Origin of the sequence: Methanococcoides vulcani (assembly GCF_900111645.1) — an archaeon.
GTDB classification, from domain to species: domain Archaea; phylum Halobacteriota; class Methanosarcinia; order Methanosarcinales; family Methanosarcinaceae; genus Methanococcoides; species Methanococcoides vulcani.
Map to the genome: position 1 here is coordinate 20,384 of NZ_FOHQ01000007.1, position 16,933 is coordinate 37,316.

The 16,933-nt window shown below is 44.7% G+C and carries 23 protein-coding genes and 1 tRNA gene; 22 read left to right on the forward strand and 2 right to left on the reverse strand.

Annotation, left to right across the window (positions count from 1 at the left end; all coding sequences use genetic code 11):
* Positions 1-9: 9 nt before the first annotated feature.
* The 6 genes from BMX02_RS09730 to afpA all read left to right on the forward strand — a co-directional run bounded on the left by BMX02_RS09730 (position 10) and on the right by afpA (position 4,429).
* Entirely contained in the window at positions 10-357 is a 348-nt protein-coding gene (locus BMX02_RS09730) for a carboxymuconolactone decarboxylase family protein (protein ID WP_091690500.1), read from the forward strand.
* A 202-nt stretch (positions 358-559) separates the two neighbouring features.
* Complete coding sequence (locus tag BMX02_RS09735; RefSeq protein ID WP_256360057.1) at positions 560-1,900, forward strand: multiheme c-type cytochrome; 1,341 nt, start codon at positions 560-562, stop codon at positions 1,898-1,900.
* 16 nt (positions 1,901-1,916) lie between these two features.
* Positions 1,917-2,546 carry a flavodoxin family protein gene (locus tag BMX02_RS09740; protein ID WP_091690502.1) on the forward strand — a complete coding sequence of 210 codons (630 nt, stop codon included), beginning with the start codon at positions 1,917-1,919 and terminating at the stop codon, positions 2,544-2,546.
* A complete protein-coding gene (locus BMX02_RS09745) occupies positions 2,547-3,245 on the forward strand; it encodes a ferredoxin--NADP reductase (RefSeq protein ID WP_091690503.1) in 699 nt (232 codons plus the stop codon). It abuts the gene before it with no gap.
* 50 nt (positions 3,246-3,295) lie between these two features.
* Positions 3,296-3,868 carry a rubrerythrin gene (gene rbr / locus BMX02_RS09750; protein WP_091690504.1) on the forward strand — a complete coding sequence of 191 codons (573 nt, stop codon included), beginning with the start codon at positions 3,296-3,298 and terminating at the stop codon, positions 3,866-3,868.
* 15 nt (positions 3,869-3,883) lie between these two features.
* Positions 3,884-4,429 carry an archaeoflavoprotein AfpA gene (afpA, locus tag BMX02_RS09755; protein ID WP_091690505.1) on the forward strand — a complete coding sequence of 182 codons (546 nt, stop codon included), beginning with the start codon at positions 3,884-3,886 and terminating at the stop codon, positions 4,427-4,429.
* A 117-nt stretch (positions 4,430-4,546) separates the two neighbouring features.
* Here afpA and BMX02_RS09760 read toward each other — a convergent pair whose 3' ends face one another.
* Both BMX02_RS09760 and BMX02_RS09765 read right to left on the reverse strand, forming a co-directional pair.
* Positions 4,547-5,374 (reverse strand): DUF429 domain-containing protein, encoded by an 828-nt coding sequence (locus BMX02_RS09760; protein WP_091690506.1) that lies wholly within the window; start codon positions 5,372-5,374, stop codon positions 4,547-4,549.
* An 8-nt stretch (positions 5,375-5,382) separates the two neighbouring features.
* Positions 5,383-6,486: an inositol-3-phosphate synthase gene (locus tag BMX02_RS09765; RefSeq protein WP_091690507.1), complete on the reverse strand. Its 1,104-nt coding sequence runs from the start codon at positions 6,484-6,486 to the stop codon at positions 5,383-5,385.
* Positions 6,487-6,610: 124 nt separating this feature from the next.
* Here BMX02_RS09765 and BMX02_RS09770 point away from each other — a divergent pair, with 124 nt between their 5' ends.
* The 16 genes from BMX02_RS09770 to BMX02_RS09845 all read left to right on the forward strand — a co-directional run bounded on the left by BMX02_RS09770 (position 6,611) and on the right by BMX02_RS09845 (position 16,918).
* Positions 6,611-7,255 (forward strand): ferritin family protein, encoded by a 645-nt coding sequence (locus tag BMX02_RS09770; protein ID WP_177165266.1) that lies wholly within the window; start codon positions 6,611-6,613, stop codon positions 7,253-7,255.
* A gap of 18 nt (positions 7,256-7,273) precedes the next feature.
* Positions 7,274-8,488, forward strand: coding sequence for an FprA family A-type flavoprotein (locus tag BMX02_RS09775; RefSeq protein WP_091690509.1), 1,215 nt, complete (start codon positions 7,274-7,276; stop codon positions 8,486-8,488).
* Between the two features lie 20 nt (positions 8,489-8,508).
* On the forward strand, positions 8,509-8,784 hold the full coding sequence (locus BMX02_RS09780) for a ferredoxin-thioredoxin reductase catalytic domain-containing protein (RefSeq protein WP_091690510.1): 276 nt from the start codon (positions 8,509-8,511) through the stop codon (positions 8,782-8,784).
* Positions 8,785-9,013: 229 nt separating this feature from the next.
* Positions 9,014-10,585, forward strand: coding sequence for a phosphoglycerate dehydrogenase (gene serA, locus BMX02_RS09785; protein WP_091690511.1), 1,572 nt, complete (start codon positions 9,014-9,016; stop codon positions 10,583-10,585).
* A 77-nt stretch (positions 10,586-10,662) separates the two neighbouring features.
* Entirely contained in the window at positions 10,663-11,142 is a 480-nt protein-coding gene (locus tag BMX02_RS09790; RefSeq protein ID WP_245725355.1) for a hypothetical protein, read from the forward strand.
* Positions 11,142-11,615 (forward strand): DUF2240 family protein, encoded by a 474-nt coding sequence (locus BMX02_RS09795; RefSeq protein ID WP_091690635.1) that lies wholly within the window; start codon positions 11,142-11,144, stop codon positions 11,613-11,615. The genes BMX02_RS09790 and BMX02_RS09795 overlap by 1 nt, the downstream gene beginning before the upstream one ends.
* A 134-nt stretch (positions 11,616-11,749) precedes the next feature.
* Positions 11,750-12,130, forward strand: a complete 381-nt coding sequence (locus BMX02_RS09800; RefSeq protein ID WP_091690513.1) for a 50S ribosomal protein L18e — start codon at positions 11,750-11,752, stop codon at positions 12,128-12,130.
* A gap of 10 nt (positions 12,131-12,140) precedes the next feature.
* A complete protein-coding gene (locus tag BMX02_RS09805) occupies positions 12,141-12,560 on the forward strand; it encodes a 50S ribosomal protein L13 (RefSeq protein WP_091690514.1) in 420 nt (139 codons plus the stop codon).
* A 13-nt stretch (positions 12,561-12,573) separates the two neighbouring features.
* Positions 12,574-12,978 (forward strand): 30S ribosomal protein S9, encoded by a 405-nt coding sequence (locus BMX02_RS09810; protein WP_091690515.1) that lies wholly within the window; start codon positions 12,574-12,576, stop codon positions 12,976-12,978.
* A 14-nt stretch (positions 12,979-12,992) separates the two neighbouring features.
* Positions 12,993-13,181 carry a DNA-directed RNA polymerase subunit N gene (locus BMX02_RS09815; RefSeq protein ID WP_091690516.1) on the forward strand — a complete coding sequence of 63 codons (189 nt, stop codon included), beginning with the start codon at positions 12,993-12,995 and terminating at the stop codon, positions 13,179-13,181.
* Between the two features lie 2 nt (positions 13,182-13,183).
* Positions 13,184-13,289 (forward strand) — tRNA-Pro (locus BMX02_RS09820).
* A 210-nt stretch (positions 13,290-13,499) separates the two neighbouring features.
* A complete protein-coding gene (locus BMX02_RS09825; protein ID WP_091690517.1) occupies positions 13,500-13,673 on the forward strand; it encodes a DNA-directed RNA polymerase subunit K in 174 nt (57 codons plus the stop codon).
* A 19-nt stretch (positions 13,674-13,692) separates the two neighbouring features.
* On the forward strand, positions 13,693-14,337 hold the full coding sequence (gene rpsB, locus BMX02_RS09830; RefSeq protein WP_091690518.1) for a 30S ribosomal protein S2: 645 nt from the start codon (positions 13,693-13,695) through the stop codon (positions 14,335-14,337).
* A gap of 79 nt (positions 14,338-14,416) precedes the next feature.
* A complete protein-coding gene (locus BMX02_RS09835) occupies positions 14,417-15,211 on the forward strand; it encodes an MEMO1 family protein (protein WP_091690519.1) in 795 nt (264 codons plus the stop codon).
* A gap of 25 nt (positions 15,212-15,236) precedes the next feature.
* Positions 15,237-16,148 (forward strand): mevalonate kinase, encoded by a 912-nt coding sequence (locus BMX02_RS09840; protein WP_091690636.1) that lies wholly within the window; start codon positions 15,237-15,239, stop codon positions 16,146-16,148.
* On the forward strand, positions 16,145-16,918 hold the full coding sequence (locus BMX02_RS09845; protein ID WP_091690520.1) for an isopentenyl phosphate kinase: 774 nt from the start codon (positions 16,145-16,147) through the stop codon (positions 16,916-16,918). The genes BMX02_RS09840 and BMX02_RS09845 overlap by 4 nt, the downstream gene beginning before the upstream one ends.
* The last annotated feature ends 15 nt before the right edge of the window (positions 16,919-16,933 follow it).

Here is a 16,933-nt window from a genome sequence, read left to right on the forward strand (position 1 = left end):
TGATCAGACATGAGTGAAAGCAGGGAAGTAATAGAAAGTATCGGGGAAAAGATGGGCTTTACGCCACAAATCCTTGAAACACTGGAGGCCATAGATCCTCATTTTGTCAGGAAATATAGCAGATGTGACCACAATATACTATCCGACGGTGCCCTTCCGGCAAAAGTAAAGATCTTGATGGCTCTTGCTGTTGTGGCATCCAAGCAATGTGAATCATGTACTGTGGCACAGATGAAGAGCGCATTAAAGCACGGTGCAACAAAAGAAGAGATAATGGAAACAATGGAAGTGATCTCCATCACATCAGGGGCACCTGCTATTGCAGCATGCCGCGATGCACTGAAGTTGTTAAAATAACCTATCCTTCCACTTTTCTAGTGGAACAAAAGGTACAATCCATAAAGGATCGCATTTTTTCCTGCGTTCCTCTTTTTTTAAGGATTGTCCCTCTTTCAATTATTTCTTTCAATTATATATCGCTACAATCTATCGAGGGGGATTTCGCATAAGGTCTATTCACTATTGTTTTATCCTGTTACTTTTCGCATCGTTCGTCCTGCTGGTCACAGGTACTGCTACTGCAGCAGAACCTACCTCTGTTGGTGAACTTGATTCGGATGACTTCGTAAGCCAGTCAAAGTGTGCCAACTGTCATGCTATAATACGTAGTCAATGGCAGGGGAGTATGCATGCTTACGCCTACACTGATCCACTTTATCAGGCAGAATTGCTAATGGCAAGTGAAGAGACCGGTGGCCAGACGGATGAATTCTGTTCACGCTGCCACACACCTATAGGTGTATTGGCTGGTGAAGTTCCTCCAATCGATGGTTCTATGGCAAGTGATGTGGCGTTAGAAGGTGTTCAATGTGATCTCTGTCATACTGTCCCTGAAGGTGCAGGTATCGGTGACGGTGCATTTGTTTCAAGTCCCGGTGATGTAAAGTGGGGACCACTTGATGATGCACCTTCGGCCTTCCACGAGTCGGAGTTCAATGAGTTCTACACAGAAGCTGAATATTGTGGAATGTGTCACAATGTGAACAGTCCTTTCAATGGTCTGCCTCTTGATGACACCTACACATCCTGGGCAGACAGCCAGTATGCTGAGGAGGAAGTTACCTGTCAGGATTGCCACATGACTCCTGGAATAACACAATTTGAGGCAAACCCCGGAAGATCTGCATCCAGTGCTCCGAAGAGGGAGCATATCTCCATACATGAAATAGTTGGGGGAAATGTCTTCATGCTGGAGGTCCTTAGCGATGGTCTATATGGTGAAAAGGCCGAGGAGAGGCTCCAGAAGGCTGCAATAATTGAAGTATCTGTGCCGGAAGATGCAAGTTCGGGTGAAGATATCACCATTGATGTCTCAATAACCAATTCCGGAGCCGGACATAAGCTTCCAACAGGTATTGCTGAGGTTAGGCAGATGTGGCTGGAGGTTTCTGTTACCGATGCTGAAGGAAAACAGTTGTATGGTTCAGGACGGCTCGATGCGGAAGGCAACATCGAAGATGCGGTCATATATCATACTGTCCTTGCTGATCCTGACGGGCAGATTACTACAAAATTGTGGGAAGCTGAATCCATTGTTTCTGATAACAGGATCCTTCCGAAAGAAACTGAAGTTGAATCCCATTCTTTCGTCATGCCCGAAGATGCGGTGGATCCGATACTTGTTGAAGCAAAGTTATTATATCGTTCTGCACCGCAGGATATGGTAGACGAACTATTTGGTGAAGGTACTTACGATGTTCCTGTGATCGATATGGCTAATGCCTATGGCTCTATCAATGGTGAGGCTGATATTCCATCTGAACCGACGCCTGGTTTTGGTGCACTCTTGCTTGTAATGTCCCTGATCGCAGTGGTTTGTATCTGCAGGACCAAAAAATAACGTTGGAGGAATTAACATACCTGGTAATGTAATAAAACTGCTTGGAATATCCGGGAGCCCTCGAAAGAAGGCAACAGATCACATGGTCAGGGCGGCTTTGGAATTTGCTGAGGAGAAATATGATGTGGAAACTGAATATTTCTCTGCAAAAGGAAAGGACCTGAAGTTCTGTATCCATTGTGATCATTGCATCCGGACCAAACAGGGTTGCATACATAAGGATGACATGCTGGAACTCTATGATAAGATGCAATGGGCAGATGCCTGGATAATCGGCACTCCCGTCTACCAGGGAACGCTTAGCGGGCAGACGAAAGTTATGATGGACAGGTGCCGCGCTGTGGTTGCCCGTGATCCGAAAGTTTTTATGAACAAAGTTGGAGCAGGTATGGCTGATGGTGGTGATCGCATAGGTGGGCAGGAGCCGGCTTTGCAGACCATTCACAATTTTTATATCATAAATGAGATGCTCCCCGTGTCCGGCGGTTCCTTTGGTTCAAATCTTGGAGGTACTTTCTGGTCACAGGACAAAGGTGCTGAGGGTGTGGATGCAGATGAGGAAGGTTTGAGGAGTATGCGAAAGACCGTCCGCAAGCTGATTCAGACTGCTCAGATGGTAAAAAACGCATCTATGGGGGGCAAGTAAATGGAATTTAAAGCACCTCTGTCTGAGATAATACGACAAACTCACGATGTTAAAAGCTTCAGGTTCGAAAGGCCTGAAGACTTCGGGTATAAAGCGGGACAGTATTTCTTTGTCAGTATTCCTGTAAACGGAGAGGTCCAGCGCAAGCCTTTCACAATATCGAGCAGTCCGACTGAAAAGGGCTTTCTGGAATTTACCAAGAAGCTCACAGGGCATGAGTTCTCTAATGAGTTTGATGCTATGGATGTAGGTGATGTTGTAGTCATAAACGGTCCATATGGAAGGTTCACGTTCGAAGGTGAGTTCGATAAGATCGCTCTTATCAGTGGTGGTATCGGTATCACTCCTATGGTCAGCATCTGCAGGTATTGCAGTGACACAAGGTCAGGCACGAATATCATTATTCTGAGCAGTAATAAAACAGCTGAAGATATTGCATTCAGGGATGAACTGGGGGAAATGGAAAATAAAAATGCCAACCTCAAGATTGTGCATACCCTGACGCGGGCGGGAGACGACTGGTTGGGTTGTACGGGACGTATATGTGATACTATTATTATGGATTATATCCCTGATCTCATGGAACGTGTTATCTACGTATGTGGTCCTTCGGCGATGATGAAAGCAACGGAAGAATTGCTACTTAACATGGGTGTGCCTAAAAAACAGATCAAGAAGGAAGCATTTGTGGGATTCTGAGAAGTATTTATTAACAATTGTTCGATTTATAATAAAATGAGGTGGATTATATGGAACTAAAAGGAACTGAAACCGAAAAGAACCTGTTGAAGGCCTTTGCAGGTGAATCACAGGCAAGGAACCGGTATACCTACTTTGCATCAGTTGCAAGAAAGGCAGGATACCAGCAGATATCTGCCATCTTTGCTGAAACTGCTGACAATGAGAAAGAGCATGCAAAAAGACTCTTCAAGTTCCTCGAAGGCGGTATGGTGGAAATAACAGCTTCCTATCCAGCAGGCATCATCTCCGATACAAGAACCAACCTTGAATCTGCTGCTGAAGGCGAGAACTACGAACACACAACAATGTATCCGGAGTTTGCAGAAGTGGCTGAAAAGGAAGGCTTCCTCGAGATCGCAGATGTGTTCCGTCACATAGCTATCGCAGAGAAAGGCCATGAAGAGCGCTACCGCAAACTTGCTGCTAACATAGACCATGAAATGGTCTTCAGGAAAGATGGTACTGTTGCATGGAGATGCCGCAATTGCGGATACATTCATGAAGGTCCGCAACCTCCTGAAGAATGTCCTGCATGTGCACATCCACAGGGCTATTTCGAGGTAATGGCTGAGAACTATTGATCGTGAGGTTGTAACATGAAACGTATAGCATGGGGTATTACAGGTTCAGGCGACCAGATCGCTGAAACTTATGAAGTAATGCGTGATATTAAAGAACGCACCGATGTCGAGTTCATGGTTTTCCTTTCAAAGGAAGGGGAGACCATAATGAAATGGTATCGGATGTGGGATGCCATTCAAAGGGATTTCCCTAACTTTAAGACTGATGCCGGTCCGAACTCCCCGTTTATTGCCGGTCCTCTTCAGGTAGGTCATTATGATGCTCTTATCATTGCACCGGCTACAGCGAACAGTGTTGCCAAGATCGTCTATGGTATTGCCGACTCGCTGGTAACAAATGTAGTTGCCCAGACTGCCAAGGGCGATACTCCAATTTATATTCTGGCAGTTGACCAGAAAAGAGGAACTGTGGATACGTCTGCACCAAACGGCAGGAAGATGACACTTAAGATGCGTGAGGTGGATGTGTCCAATTCGGAAAAACTTGCACAGATGGAGAATATCACATTGCTTGAGAAACCCGAAGACCTCTATGCTCTTGTGGGTCTGGATCAAGAATAAGTTATCTGTCGGGTTCATGTCGGAGGATCTAGTCCTCCTCTTGTTCTTTTTGCTAATTATTTTGTTAATCGGATTTGATATTGTCTTTCTTTAATCAGATATTTCTTTAGCTTATCCTTAGTCGCAGATCATTCCTTCTGAAATGTATTCTTCTGCTAAGTGTATATCAGTTGCCATCTCCTGCAATGCACGATAGGATGCATATGCTGCAATTATGCTATCAAGGGCATCACCTTCTGTATCCTCAAGAGCCGCTTTCATGACTTCCTCTTCAAGTTCTATTTTCCATTTCTTTATAGCGGATAGTATCATGCGGCGGTTTTCCAGTTCCCTGTTGTTCTTTCCTTTGTAGGGTACATAAATACCATTTCTCTTGAGTGTACAGGCAGGGCAGATCTCTGCTACGGAAGCCTTATGCTGCAGTGGTGTCTGCATTGGTATTATACGGGCACCTTTTTTCTTTAGCAATGGTTCCAGTATGTATCTGATGCCATAGTATGTCTGTCTGTAAAGCCTCAGGTTGTAAACACAAAAAGGAGCTTTTTTCTGACGGTCAGTTGTACGCTTTATCTCCTTGTTGCCCGTTCTATTACGGCATTTGGCACGAAAGTCATCAGGAGATTCATATTTGGTCGAAAAATTCAGTATTGAACTTTCCCAATCCTGGCCGTTGAGTATTGCTTCAGGCAGTCCGAATGGGAAATCAAGGCCGAAGATAGCCTCTGTTTCAGTTGAAATAAGGTCCTGGAGAAAAGCAAGGCAGTTATCCCTGTCCTTCCTGATGCTTTCGGGCATCAGGTCGGATATTGGGCAACAACTGCTGATATGAAGTGTTCTTTTATGTATCGTGCCCCTGCTGACCCATATTTTCTTACATGCAGTCTTTGAACCGCTGAAGTCTACCCCATAAACAAGGGTTTTCGGGTTGGCAGGGGATGAGAGCATCGGGAGCTTTAATTTTCTCTTTTACCTTCGATAAATTCGTTTGTCATGCGATATGCATCATCGTCAGGGAACTGTTTTGGTGGGTGCTTCATGAAATATGATGCTGGGGAGTAAAGTATTCCACCTGTTCCTCTGTCCAATGCTATCTTGCAGCAGCGGATTGCATCGATGACCACGCCTGCGGAATTTGGTGAATCTTCCACTGAAAGGCGGAGTTCGAGGTTCATTGGCACATCGCCGAAAAGCTTACCTTCCATCCTCAGGAAGCATAGCTTGTTGTCCTGCTGCCATGGGACGTAATCACTTGGTCCGACGTGGATGTTGTGGTCATCAAGTCTTTCGGCAAGTACTGACTGCACCGCTTCTGTCTTTGATGTCTTCTTGGAAGAAAGCCTGCTTCTGTTGAGCATGTTGAGGAAGTCTGTGTTACCGCCTGTGTTAAGCTGGTATGTCCTTTCAACTTTAACTCCTCTCTTCCTGAAAAGATCTGCAAGGGTGCGGTGTGTGATGGTAGCTCCAAGTTGTGCTTTAATATCATCCCCTATGATCGGGATTCCTTTTTCTTCGAACTTTTGTGCCCATTCAGGATTACTGGCAATGAATATTGGCATGTTATTGATAAAAGCAACACCTGCATCCAGTGAACACTGTGCATAGAAACGTGTTGCAATTTCAGAACCCACCGGAAGGAAGTTCAAAAGGATCTCTGCGCCGGAATCCTTTAATACGGATACGATCTCCTCATCTGTGGCTTCCTTCTCGGTGGAAGGGACGAACCTGTATTCATCTTCATAGTCCGCCATATGTTCGGAGACGCCGTCCTTGATGTTTCCCATCGTGACCTTTACGCCGGTCTTTGGTACGTCGGGACAAAAGACTGTTGTGCAGTTAGGGGGTGCGAAAATAGCATCTGCAACATCTTTTCCGACCTTTCTCTCATCGATGTCGAATGCTGCTACTACTTCAATATCAAAAGGTCTGTACCCGCCGACATCCCAATGCATCAGTCCTATCGCATCTTTTTCCGCTTTGTCTTTGTAGTACTCAAGGCCCTGGATCAGTGAACTGGCGCAGTTACCGAGTCCTGCGATTGCGATTTTTATTTTGTCCATAACACTTCCTCTTAATTAAAGTGAACAATATTGACGATATAAAATATATAATCGTTATGCAATGTCCTAATGTTTACAGTCAAATAAAAAGGTTTCTAACAAAGACGGCTTCCTGGAAGTACATGTGGCTTTATGTTTCCTGCTTTCAGAAAGGTTTTTAAGTCGTGAAAGCCGTTTCTTTTTTGGGGAAGTTCATTTCTGTACTGATGGGGAAACAAACGCAGGTATCAAGTTATGCCTGTTATTTCTTTGGCAATATACAATAAAAGGAGATGGTATTATTCAGGATGTATCAAACGAATTATCTGATGTGGGAAATATCGGTTCCGTTGAAGATGCTGTGAAGCTGGGAATCTCTTTTGAGGACCAGGGCAGGGATTTCTATCTGGAGTTTGCAGAATCTGCCACAGATCCTGCTGCCAAAGACATGTTCCTGTACCTTGCAGAAGAAGAAAAGAAACATGCTAAATATCTGCAAAGTTATCTGGAAGGTGAAGATCTTTCCATTGAGGAGGACACAGATATGCCTGATTTCAGGGAAGCATTCGCTTCAGAGTTCACTGGTGAGGATCTTGGTGAGGTTGGTGTGATGCTGGCTGCCATGCGGCTTGAGCGAAAGACCGAAGACCTTTACCTGATGCTTTCAAGTGTATCTTCTGATTCCGGACAACGCGAATTCTTTGAAAAGCTTGCTGCAGTTGAAAGGGATCACTACGACCTGATCGACGGATTGCTTGCATCAGTTACAGGTTTTAGGATGCAGACCTGATCCTTTGAGGTATATTTTATGGGTCCAAAAGATGAAAATCTTGAGATTGCAAAAGGCATTTACTGGGTAGGGGTTGTTGACTGGAACCTGCGCGACTTCCATGGCTATGCAACTCCTAAAGGTGGTACATATAACGCTTATCTTATCGTCGACGAAAAGATAACACTTATAGATACTGTGAAAGCGGAATTTGCTCCTGAGATGATCGAGAGGATACGCAGGATCGTTAATCCGTCTAAGATCGATTATGTGATCTCAAACCATGTGGAGATGGACCATTCAAGTGGTCTGCCTGCGATCATGGAACTGGCAAAGGATGCTAAGGTTTTCTGCACAAAGCATGGTAAGACCGGTTTGAATGAACATTATGGGGCAGGTGGCTGCAGGAACTGGGATTTTGAGGTTGTGGATACTGGATATGAACTTGATATTGGTTCCCGTACCTTGATGTTCATTGAAACTCCAATGCTGCATTGGCCGGATAGTATGCAGACCTACCTGAAAGGAGATAAGATACTGTTCTCCAACGATGCCTTCGGACAGCATCTTGCTACCTCCGTAAGGTTCGAGGATGAAGTGGAGGGCGGTGCTATTGAGGATGCTGCTATTTACTATGCTAATATCCTGATGCCATTTGGGTCAAAGGTCCTAAAGTATGCTGAGAAGATCGCAGATCTTGGTCTTGAATTTGATATGATCGCACCAGCGCATGGTGTAATCTGGAGGGAGGACCCTTCCTGTATCGTAGAAGCTTATCTGAGGTGGGCAAAAAGGGAAGTAATTCCAAAAGTACTGGTCATTTATGATACTATGTGGAATAGTACTGAGATCATGGCAAAGGAAATTCTCGAGGGCGTCCGTGAGGGCGGCGTCGAAGCTAAGCTTTTCCATTTGCGTAAGAATGACTGGAGCATGATGTTAAAGGAGCTGATGTTCTCTCCTGTAATTGCTCTTGGATCTCCTACTATGCATGGTACTATGTTCTTTACAGTATCGGGTTTCCTGACATATCTAAAGGGGCTTCGTCCTAAAGATAAAAGTGCTGTTGCATTTGGTTCATATGGCTGGGGCGGCGGTGCGGTAAAGGGCGTGGAGGAAATGCTAAAGTCATCTGGTTTTGACATCACGGAACCCGGCCTGCAGGTTAAGTACAGGCCTTATGAAGATGATCTTAAGGCTTGCAGGGATCTTGGTATAAGACTTGCAGAACTTGCATTGAATAAAGCTAATTGAATATAAGGAAGTGATTGAAAATGAAATTTGAAGGCGAACTTGAGGAAGAATTCTATCAAAGCTCAAAGAAAAATGCAGAAGCAACCGGATATAAACTGAATCCGGATTATGATATCATCACCACTGCTGTAAAGGGTATTTGTAACAACAAGCGTGAATTTGGTGAATGGTATTGTTTCTGTCAGAAGAGGACCGGGGATGCGGAAAAGGACAAGAAGATCATCTGTCCATGTGCTGCTCGCAGCCGTGATGTGGAGACACGCGGTTCATGCCGCTGTGGTCTGTACATCAAATAAAGGGCCTTATGGTCCTTTCAAACTTTATTTAGTCTCATCTTTTTTGAATGGGGATCATGTTATCGCAATGATCCCTGTTCAATTGTTCTATAGAATAGTTAGCTATATTTAGAAGGATGTGTTTTATGATAGATGAAGGGCACAGTTTATCATTATTGGACAGACATAAACAGTCGTTAGTGTCCATATTAATATCACAGATCATTGATCATATCCGGAGATACAAAAAATGAAAGTATTGGTAAGTGATTCATTATCAGAGGAAGGAGTTTCAAAACTTCAGGAGCATTTTGACGTCGATGTTTCAACAGGTCTTTCAGAGGATGAGCTTGTAGAGAAGATCGTTGATTTCGATGCTCTTGTGATCCGCAGCGGTACCCAGGTAACAAGCAGGGTCATCGAAGCTGCAGACAATCTTAAGATCGTCGGAAGGGCCGGCGTTGGTGTGGATAATATTGATATTGATGCTGCAACTGAAAAAGGGATCATTGTTGTTAATGCACCTGAAGGTAACATGCTTTCAGCAGCAGAGCACACTATTGCTATGATGATGTCCATGGCAAGGAACATTCCTCAGGCAAATGCTTCTCTTAAAGCAAAGAAATGGGAGCGTAAGAACTTCATGGGTGTCGAGGTAAATGGCAAGACACTTGGAGTTATTGGTCTTGGACGCATTGGTGCTGAAGTTGCAAAACGTGCACAGGGTCTTGAGATGGATATTCTTGCGTATGATCCTTTCATTACAGAAGAACGTGCAAAGGCTATGGGTGTCGAGCTTACCACTGTTGATGATATTGCAAAGAGGGCGGACTTCATTACTGTTCACACACCGCTCACAAAAGAGACGCGTAATATCCTTGATGCAGCTCAGTTCGACCTGATGAAGAGCTCTGCAAGGGTGATCAATTGTGCCCGTGGCGGTATCATAAACGAAGAGGCTCTTGCCGATGCACTTAAAGCAGGTAAGATCACAGGCGCTGCTATTGATGTTTTCACCAGCGAACCACCATTTGACTGTCCTTTCATTGGCCTTGACAATGTGGTCGTGACACCTCATCTGGGTGCTTCTACTGAGGAAGCTCAGGTAAATGTTGCAGTTTCTGTTGCTGAAGAGGTTATATCTGTCCTCAACGGCGGTTCTGCTCGTAATACTATTAATATTCCTGCTGTCAAACCTGAGGTCATGGCTGTACTGGCTCCATACATAGGCCTTGCTGAAACTCTGGGAAGTGCAGCAGCACAGCTTCTGGATGCGAATTATGACAAGATCGGGATCTCCTACAAAGGTGAGATCTCAGAAAAGGACACAAGAGCTGTGACAGTTGCAGCTATTAAGGGTGTTCTTGAGGTTGCATTAGGCTCTGCTGTGAACTATGTTAATGCACCGGCTCTCGCAAAGTCAAGGGATATTGAAGTTGTGGAAAGCAAGTCTGAGACATCGGATGAGTATGCTTCTACTATTAGTATCGAGCTTTTCCAGGATTCTAATTCCAGGTCTGTTACAGGTGCTGTGGTGGGAAGTGAACCAAAGATCATAACGATCAACGGTCAGCATGTAGATCTGGTTCCGAAAGGTTACATGATCGTTTCGAACCACATTAACCGCCCGAATGTTATCGGACCATGCTGCATGACACTTGGTGCTAACAACATTAACATTTCCGGTATGCAGGTCGGACGTGTAGAGGTTGGTGGACAGACTATAATGGCACTTAATGTGGATGTTGAGGTTTCGGAGAAGATCCTTGATGAGATCCGTGGAATTGACGGCATACTTGATGCAACACTTGTGACACTTTAATTTATATGTCACCAATGCATGGGTTAATACGCCCATGTTATTATTTTCGGATCAAATGGGAGTATTGATCACATATGATGAGAAAGCGCGTATACCACCGATTCCCTCACAGGGAGGTCCAGTTCGAGCAGAAGCACCGTTACTATTCCGACCTGCCTTTTTTTGTAAAGGTCATGGCAGGCATGGATGGTAAATTCGGAATGTTCGTGACAGAATCCACGACCAAGAAAGGGCATCGTATTCAGGCAAAAAGGGAGATCGGTGTTGAGGTCGCGATGAACAGTATGGATTTTGCTCCTCTTAACTACGAGACCGTAGATTCTGTGATCGATACGATCGAACCTGAAGGTATCATTGATTTCAGGATGACTCTCACCTATAGTTATCTTGATGGGAAGTATAATCGGGTACCTATAAGGGGCGATGTGTATCTTGTGCGTGCTATCCTTGAGTCTGAGGTACTTACCTTGAGGGTCAACCACATAGATGGTCAGGAGCGCACTGAATGTGGCCGGGTGGCAGACACGATCATAGATGAACTTCGACGTGGTGCATGATGGATGAACTTAGCCTGGTAGTGGCTTCACCTTTCAAGAAGAATGCCACATCTTCTCTTTCTATAAAGGATTTTGAATTTGCTTTGTCCTTTGACCTTAAATGGATGTCTCCGGCACAGGCATCAAAGGTCAGGGACCAGGCTATCATGTCTTCTATCCTGAAATTTGAAAATGGTGAACTTGTCCTGAATATGGATGCTGATGCAGTGGATATTCCTGCAGGGTTCAAACCATCTGAAGATCTCTTTCGGGAAAAAGGCAATATTGAGAAGATAATGGACCTTCTCATCACAAATAGCGGTATGAGCAAAAAAGAGGTTGCTTCACGCATAAATATTAAACAGGATTCTCTGGCAGGTCTTATTGATGCGGAAGTGGCAGCTTTGCTGGTGGCTCATGACATAGGATGTGATGCCGGGGACCTTTTCGATGAGGTCTATCAAAGGGTATCAGGTATTTCTGATCAACACTAACATTCGTATTTCGCATAATCTTTATGTACTATTAATATAATTATGTGCAACTCCAGTTAATTATTAACTGATACATCTTCAAAGATGTTCGAACGCAGAAATGCGTGAGTAAGAAAATCTTGCGGAGGGACATTATGGGAAAAAAAACACAAGCTAAAATCTCAAGGAAAACCAATCCAAGGATTCCATCGTTAATCGCAGTGCTGAAAGACTCAGCACGTGACAACGACGCACCTATCTGGAAAGATATGGCAAAGAGGCTCGAGAAACCTAACAGGAACTATGCTGAGGTAAATCTGAGCAAGATCAACAGGTATGCAGCAGAAAATGAACTGGTAATGATTCCTGGTAAAGTACTGGGTGCCGGTGTACTGGGACACGCTGTAACTGTTGCAGCATTGGGTTTCAGCACAACTGCTGTTGATAAGATCACAAGTGCAGGCGGAAAGTGCATTACCATTGAACAGGTTCTGGAAGAAAATCCAGCAGGTTCTGGTATCAAGATCTTGAAGTGAGGTGTTTCAAATGACGGTAATCGATGCAAATGGTTTAATTATGGGCAGACTTGCAAGTAACGTTGCAAAGAGACTGCTTGCAGGTGAGAAGATCGCAATTGTAAATGCTGAGAATGCTGTGATCTCCGGTTCAAAGGTAACAACCTTTGAAGAGTATGAAGAGATCAGGAACATGGGCACACGTGAATTCGGTCCTTACTTCCCAAAAAGACCAGACAGGATCCTCAAGAGGACTGTCAGGGGAATGCTTCCATACAAGCGCGCAAGGGGCAAGGAAGCAATGGCTAACCTTAAGATCTATGTAGGAATTCCTACTGAGTTCGAGGAAGCAGAACTTACAACTGTTGATGGAGCAAACATGACACGTTTAAGTTCTAACAAGTATTTGACCATTGGTGATGTAAGCCGCAAATTAGGTGCTAAATTCTAAGGGAGATTTATTCATGTCTACTAAAGTTGTCAATTCATCAGGTAAAAACAAGACTGCAATTGCACGTGCAACAGTTTCTGCAGGTACAGGTAAGGCAAGGGTCAACAAGAAACCTGTTGAGATCTATGAACCTGAATTTGCAAAACTTAAGATAATCGAACCTCTTATGCTGGCAGGGGATGCAGTTTCCGGCCTTGACATTGATGTTAAGGTAAGTGGCGGCGGCATCATTGGCCAGGCAAATGCGATCAGAACTGCTATCGCAAGAGGTATTGTTGAGTGGACCAACGACACCGACCTAAGGGATGCTTTTATGGCATACGACAGGAACCTTCTGGTCAACGACTCCAGACAGAAGGAGACCAAGAAGTTCGGTGGACCTGGCGCTCGCGCTAAATATCAGAAATCTTACAGGTAAGGTAGGTAGTTACAATGATTCCAGTTCGCTGTTTCACATGTGGAAAAGTAATTGCAGGAAGCTGGGAAGAGTATACCAGGCGTGTAAAGGATGGAGAAGATCCTGCTGCGGTACTTGATGATCTTAACTTCACAAGATACTGCTGCAGGCGTATGTTCCTTGCACACGTCAACCTTGTGGATATAATGGCTCCGTATCAGTGAAAGGGACCGTAGGGTAGCCTGGACCATCCTTCGGCGTTCGGGACATGGTTCTTCTTTCAAGTCTGTGCGAACCACGCCGGTACCTGAGTTCAAATCTCAGCGGTCCCATGATTCCCTTTACAGGGATGACCGATAGGCAGCAGAGATTGTATATGACCATATTCGGAGGGATTCCGAATACCATTTCATATTTAACAGACCAAACTAACAAATGAATAAAACTACTTTTGGTTCATGGTTATTTGTTAATATATAATATCACTTATCGATATATCCAAATCGTTCTTTCTAATGACGGACTTTTTATAAGGTGATCAGTTGAGCAAAGAGAAGTTTACTAGATATGAGCGTGCAAGGATCATCGGTGCAAGATCACTTCAGATAGCAATGGAAGCTCCAATACTGATCGAAGATGATAGCACTGATTCGCTGCACATAGCCACATTGGAATTTGAGAAAGGTGTTATACCAGTTACAGTGAAGAGAAATTAAGAATAATTGAGGTGAATTTATGGAATCTACAGAAAATATTGAAGTTAATGCTGAAGAAAGCGCAGCAGCACAGGAAGCAAACGAATCAACATCATTAGTGCCTATCGATGAGTATCTGGCAGCAGGTGTACACATTGGTACACAGCAGAAGACCCAGAACATGATGAAGTTCGTCTACCGTGTAAGGACAGATGGCCTTTACGTGCTTGACATCCAGTCAACCGATGAGAGGATCAGATCAATTGCACATTTCCTTTCAAAATATGACCCCTCCAGAATACTTGTTGTATCCGCACGTCAGTACGGTCAGTATCCTGCAACCATGTTCTCCAAGGCAATAGGCGCAGTTTCAAGAGTTGGAAGGTTCATCCCCGGTACTCTTACAAACCCTGTTCAGGAAGGCTTCTATGAGCCAGATGCAATTATTGTGACAGACCCTGCAGGAGATGCACAGGTAATTAAGGAAGCTGTCAGCGTAGGTATTCCTGTAGTTGCATTCTGTGATACCAATAACATGACATCCAATGTCGATCTTGTTATCCCAACCAACAACAAGGGTAGGAAAGCACTTTCTCTTGTGTACTGGCTTCTTGCAAGGGAAGTTGCAAACGAAAGGGGCATTCCTTTCAACTACGAGTCAACCGATTTTGAAACAGGTCTTTAAACGACCTGTTCTCATTTTTCGTTGCACCATTACTCATACAGTAGATGTTCCATTGGGGGGCGTAAGAGGTGACAATAGTATGAGACAACCAACTGTTGCAGGTCAGTTCTATCCGTTAAGTCCGAAGACCCTTAAAAAAGAGGTTTCCAGGTGTTTTAATGACATTGAGATCACTTCTCGTGATGTGATCGGAGCAGTGGTCCCTCATGCAGGATATGTGTATTCGGGGTCAGTTGCAGCAAATGTTTATGCAAGCTTACCTAAAGCTGATACGTACATCTTTTTTGGACCGAACCATACAGGTTATGGGTCCCCTGTGGCAATGTCACAGGATACGTGGAAGACCCCACTTGGGGAGATCGAGACCGACAAAGATATTGGCACACTTCTTGCAGGTACCATTATCGATATGGATGAGATCGCCCACAGGTACGAGCATTCCATAGAGGTACAGATACCTTTCCTTCAGCACAGGTTCGGGAATGATTTCAAGATCCTGCCTATATGCATGGGTTTGCAGGATGAGGAAACTGCTGTGGAAGTAGGTCAGGAAGTTGCACGTGCAGCCAAAGAGTCCGGAATGAAGGTAGTTTTCATTGCATCAAGTGATATGTCACATTATGTTTCGGCAGAGCATGCTGAGCGTGTAGACCATTACCTGATAGAAGCTATTCTGGATATGGATGTGCCTGAAGTTTATCGCAGAAGATCAGAGGAGAACATCACAGCCTGTGGATATGGTCCGATCTCAGCAATGTTGAGCGCTGCAAAGGAATATGGTGCAAAGAGCACCAAATTGGTCAAATACGCCACAAGCGGAGAGGTTTCAGGCGATCCTATGGTTGTAGGATATGCTGGCATCATTGTGGAATGATATTCTGTACAAAGGGGCTTTGAAGATGATCATATGTTCCGCACCGGGGAAAGTCTATCTTTTCGGTGAACATGCCGTAGTTTACGGTGAACCCGCTATCTGTTGTGCAGTGGATATACGCACACGTGTAAGTGTTGCCCCTGCAGATTCCATTACTATTAGTTCCAGCCTCGGGACTACAGGCATTGACTTTGAAACCCACCCTTATGTTTCAGCGGTTGTAGAGCGTTTCCAGGATATATCATCTCTTGAAGGTGTAAGCATCAGCATCGAGTCCGAGATACCCGTTGGTTCCGGACTTGGATCGTCTGCTGCTGTTACTATAGCAACAATAAAGGCATTGGATGCTTTGCTTGGCACTGATCTTGAGCTTGATGATGTCGCACGAACGGGACATGAGGTCGAGCAGAGGATACAGGGTGCTGCAAGTCAGACAGATACATATGTCTGCACCATGGGTGGTGTTGTCATGATACCCCAACGCAAGGGACTTGATCTTATTGACTGTGGCATCGTTATCGGTAACACCAATATTTTCTCTTCCACAAAGGAGCTTGTGGCAAATGTTGCAGAACTTAACGAGAGCTTCCCTGACGTTATCGGTCCTGTTCTGTCATCCATTGGGAAGATGTCAGTTACAGGCGAGGAGCTTGTGAACGCAAAGGATTATGTTTCCGTAGGCAAGCTCATGAATATAAATCAGGGCCTTCTGGATGCTATTGGTGTGGGTTGTTCTGAATTAAGCTCATTTACATATGCTGCCCGTAACAGTGGTGCATATGGTGCAAAGATAACCGGTGCCGGAGGCGGTGGTTGTATGGTGGCGATCGCTCCGCATGAACGTGTGGATGGTGTAGCTGCTGCCATTGCTATTGCAGGCGGGGAAGTTGTTGTGACAAAAGCAACGGATATTGGTGTAAGGGTGGAATCCCTGTGAGTTCAACAAACGATATCACAATATTGAAAATTGGCGGGAGCGTCATCACCGACAAGAATTCGAAGGATGGTCTTGCCTGGGAAGAGGAGATAGTCCGCATTGCGCGCGAGATCTCAGGATTTGAAGGGAAACTTATCATTGTGCATGGGGCTGGTTCATTTGGTCATCCTCAGGCGAAGAGGTATGCACTTACCGAAAGGTTCCATGCAGAGGGTGCTGTTGTCACCCACAAGGCTGTAAAATCTTTGAACAGGATCGTCGTGGACATCCTGGATGAAGAAGGTGTCAATGCGATCGCAGTGCATCCAATGGGTTGCACTGTCGCAAAGGATGGGAGGATCTCAGAGATGTATCTGGGAAGTATTCGTTTGATGCTTGAAAAGGGTCTTGTGCCGGTATTACATGGTGATGTAGTAATGGATACTGAAAAAGGCGTATCTATCGTATCAGGTGATCAGGTAATACCTTATCTTGCAACGGCACTTGGTGCTTCCCGCATCGGTGTTGGCAGTGCTGCAAATGGTGTCCTTGACGATAAAGGCAACACTATTCCTGTGATTACTTCGGGAAATTTCGAAGATGTGAAAAGGTATATCGGCGGCTCTGCAGGTACGGATGTGACCGGTGGCATGCTTGGGAAAGTGCTTGAGATGCTGGAGCTTGGAAAAGCATCAAGTATAACTTCATATATATTCAATGCAACAGTTGCAGGGAATGTTTCGAGTTTTCTGAATGGTGAAAATATCGGGACTGCAATTAAAGATTCATAATATACATTTACAGGT

What these genes read in the sequence shown, in the direction of transcription:
- BMX02_RS09730 (WP_091690500.1), top strand. Translation starts at nt 10, where the DNA reads ATGAGTGAAAGCAGGGAAGTAATAGAAAGTATCGGGGAAAAGATGGGC.
- BMX02_RS09745 (WP_091690503.1), top strand. Translation starts at nt 2,547, where the DNA reads ATGGAATTTAAAGCACCTCTGTCTGAGATAATACGACAAACTCACGAT.
- rbr (WP_091690504.1), top strand. Translation starts at nt 3,296, where the DNA reads ATGGAACTAAAAGGAACTGAAACCGAAAAGAACCTGTTGAAGGCCTTT.
- afpA (WP_091690505.1), top strand. Translation starts at nt 3,884, where the DNA reads ATGAAACGTATAGCATGGGGTATTACAGGTTCAGGCGACCAGATCGCT.
- BMX02_RS09760 (WP_091690506.1), bottom strand. Translation starts at nt 5,374, where the DNA reads ATGCTCTCATCCCCTGCCAACCCGAAAACCCTTGTTTATGGGGTAGAC.
- BMX02_RS09765 (WP_091690507.1), bottom strand. Translation starts at nt 6,486, where the DNA reads ATGGACAAAATAAAAATCGCAATCGCAGGACTCGGTAACTGCGCCAGT.
- BMX02_RS09775 (WP_091690509.1), top strand. Translation starts at nt 7,274, where the DNA reads ATGGGTCCAAAAGATGAAAATCTTGAGATTGCAAAAGGCATTTACTGG.
- BMX02_RS09780 (WP_091690510.1), top strand. Translation starts at nt 8,509, where the DNA reads ATGAAATTTGAAGGCGAACTTGAGGAAGAATTCTATCAAAGCTCAAAG.
- serA (WP_091690511.1), top strand. Translation starts at nt 9,014, where the DNA reads ATGAAAGTATTGGTAAGTGATTCATTATCAGAGGAAGGAGTTTCAAAA.
- BMX02_RS09790 (WP_245725355.1), top strand. Translation starts at nt 10,663, where the DNA reads ATGAGAAAGCGCGTATACCACCGATTCCCTCACAGGGAGGTCCAGTTC.
- BMX02_RS09795 (WP_091690635.1), top strand. Translation starts at nt 11,142, where the DNA reads ATGGATGAACTTAGCCTGGTAGTGGCTTCACCTTTCAAGAAGAATGCC.
- BMX02_RS09800 (WP_091690513.1), top strand. Translation starts at nt 11,750, where the DNA reads ATGGGAAAAAAAACACAAGCTAAAATCTCAAGGAAAACCAATCCAAGG.
- BMX02_RS09805 (WP_091690514.1), top strand. Translation starts at nt 12,141, where the DNA reads ATGACGGTAATCGATGCAAATGGTTTAATTATGGGCAGACTTGCAAGT.
- BMX02_RS09810 (WP_091690515.1), top strand. Translation starts at nt 12,574, where the DNA reads ATGTCTACTAAAGTTGTCAATTCATCAGGTAAAAACAAGACTGCAATT.
- BMX02_RS09815 (WP_091690516.1), top strand. Translation starts at nt 12,993, where the DNA reads ATGATTCCAGTTCGCTGTTTCACATGTGGAAAAGTAATTGCAGGAAGC.
- rpsB (WP_091690518.1), top strand. Translation starts at nt 13,693, where the DNA reads ATGGAATCTACAGAAAATATTGAAGTTAATGCTGAAGAAAGCGCAGCA.
- BMX02_RS09835 (WP_091690519.1), top strand. Translation starts at nt 14,417, where the DNA reads ATGAGACAACCAACTGTTGCAGGTCAGTTCTATCCGTTAAGTCCGAAG.
- BMX02_RS09840 (WP_091690636.1), top strand. Translation starts at nt 15,237, where the DNA reads ATGATCATATGTTCCGCACCGGGGAAAGTCTATCTTTTCGGTGAACAT.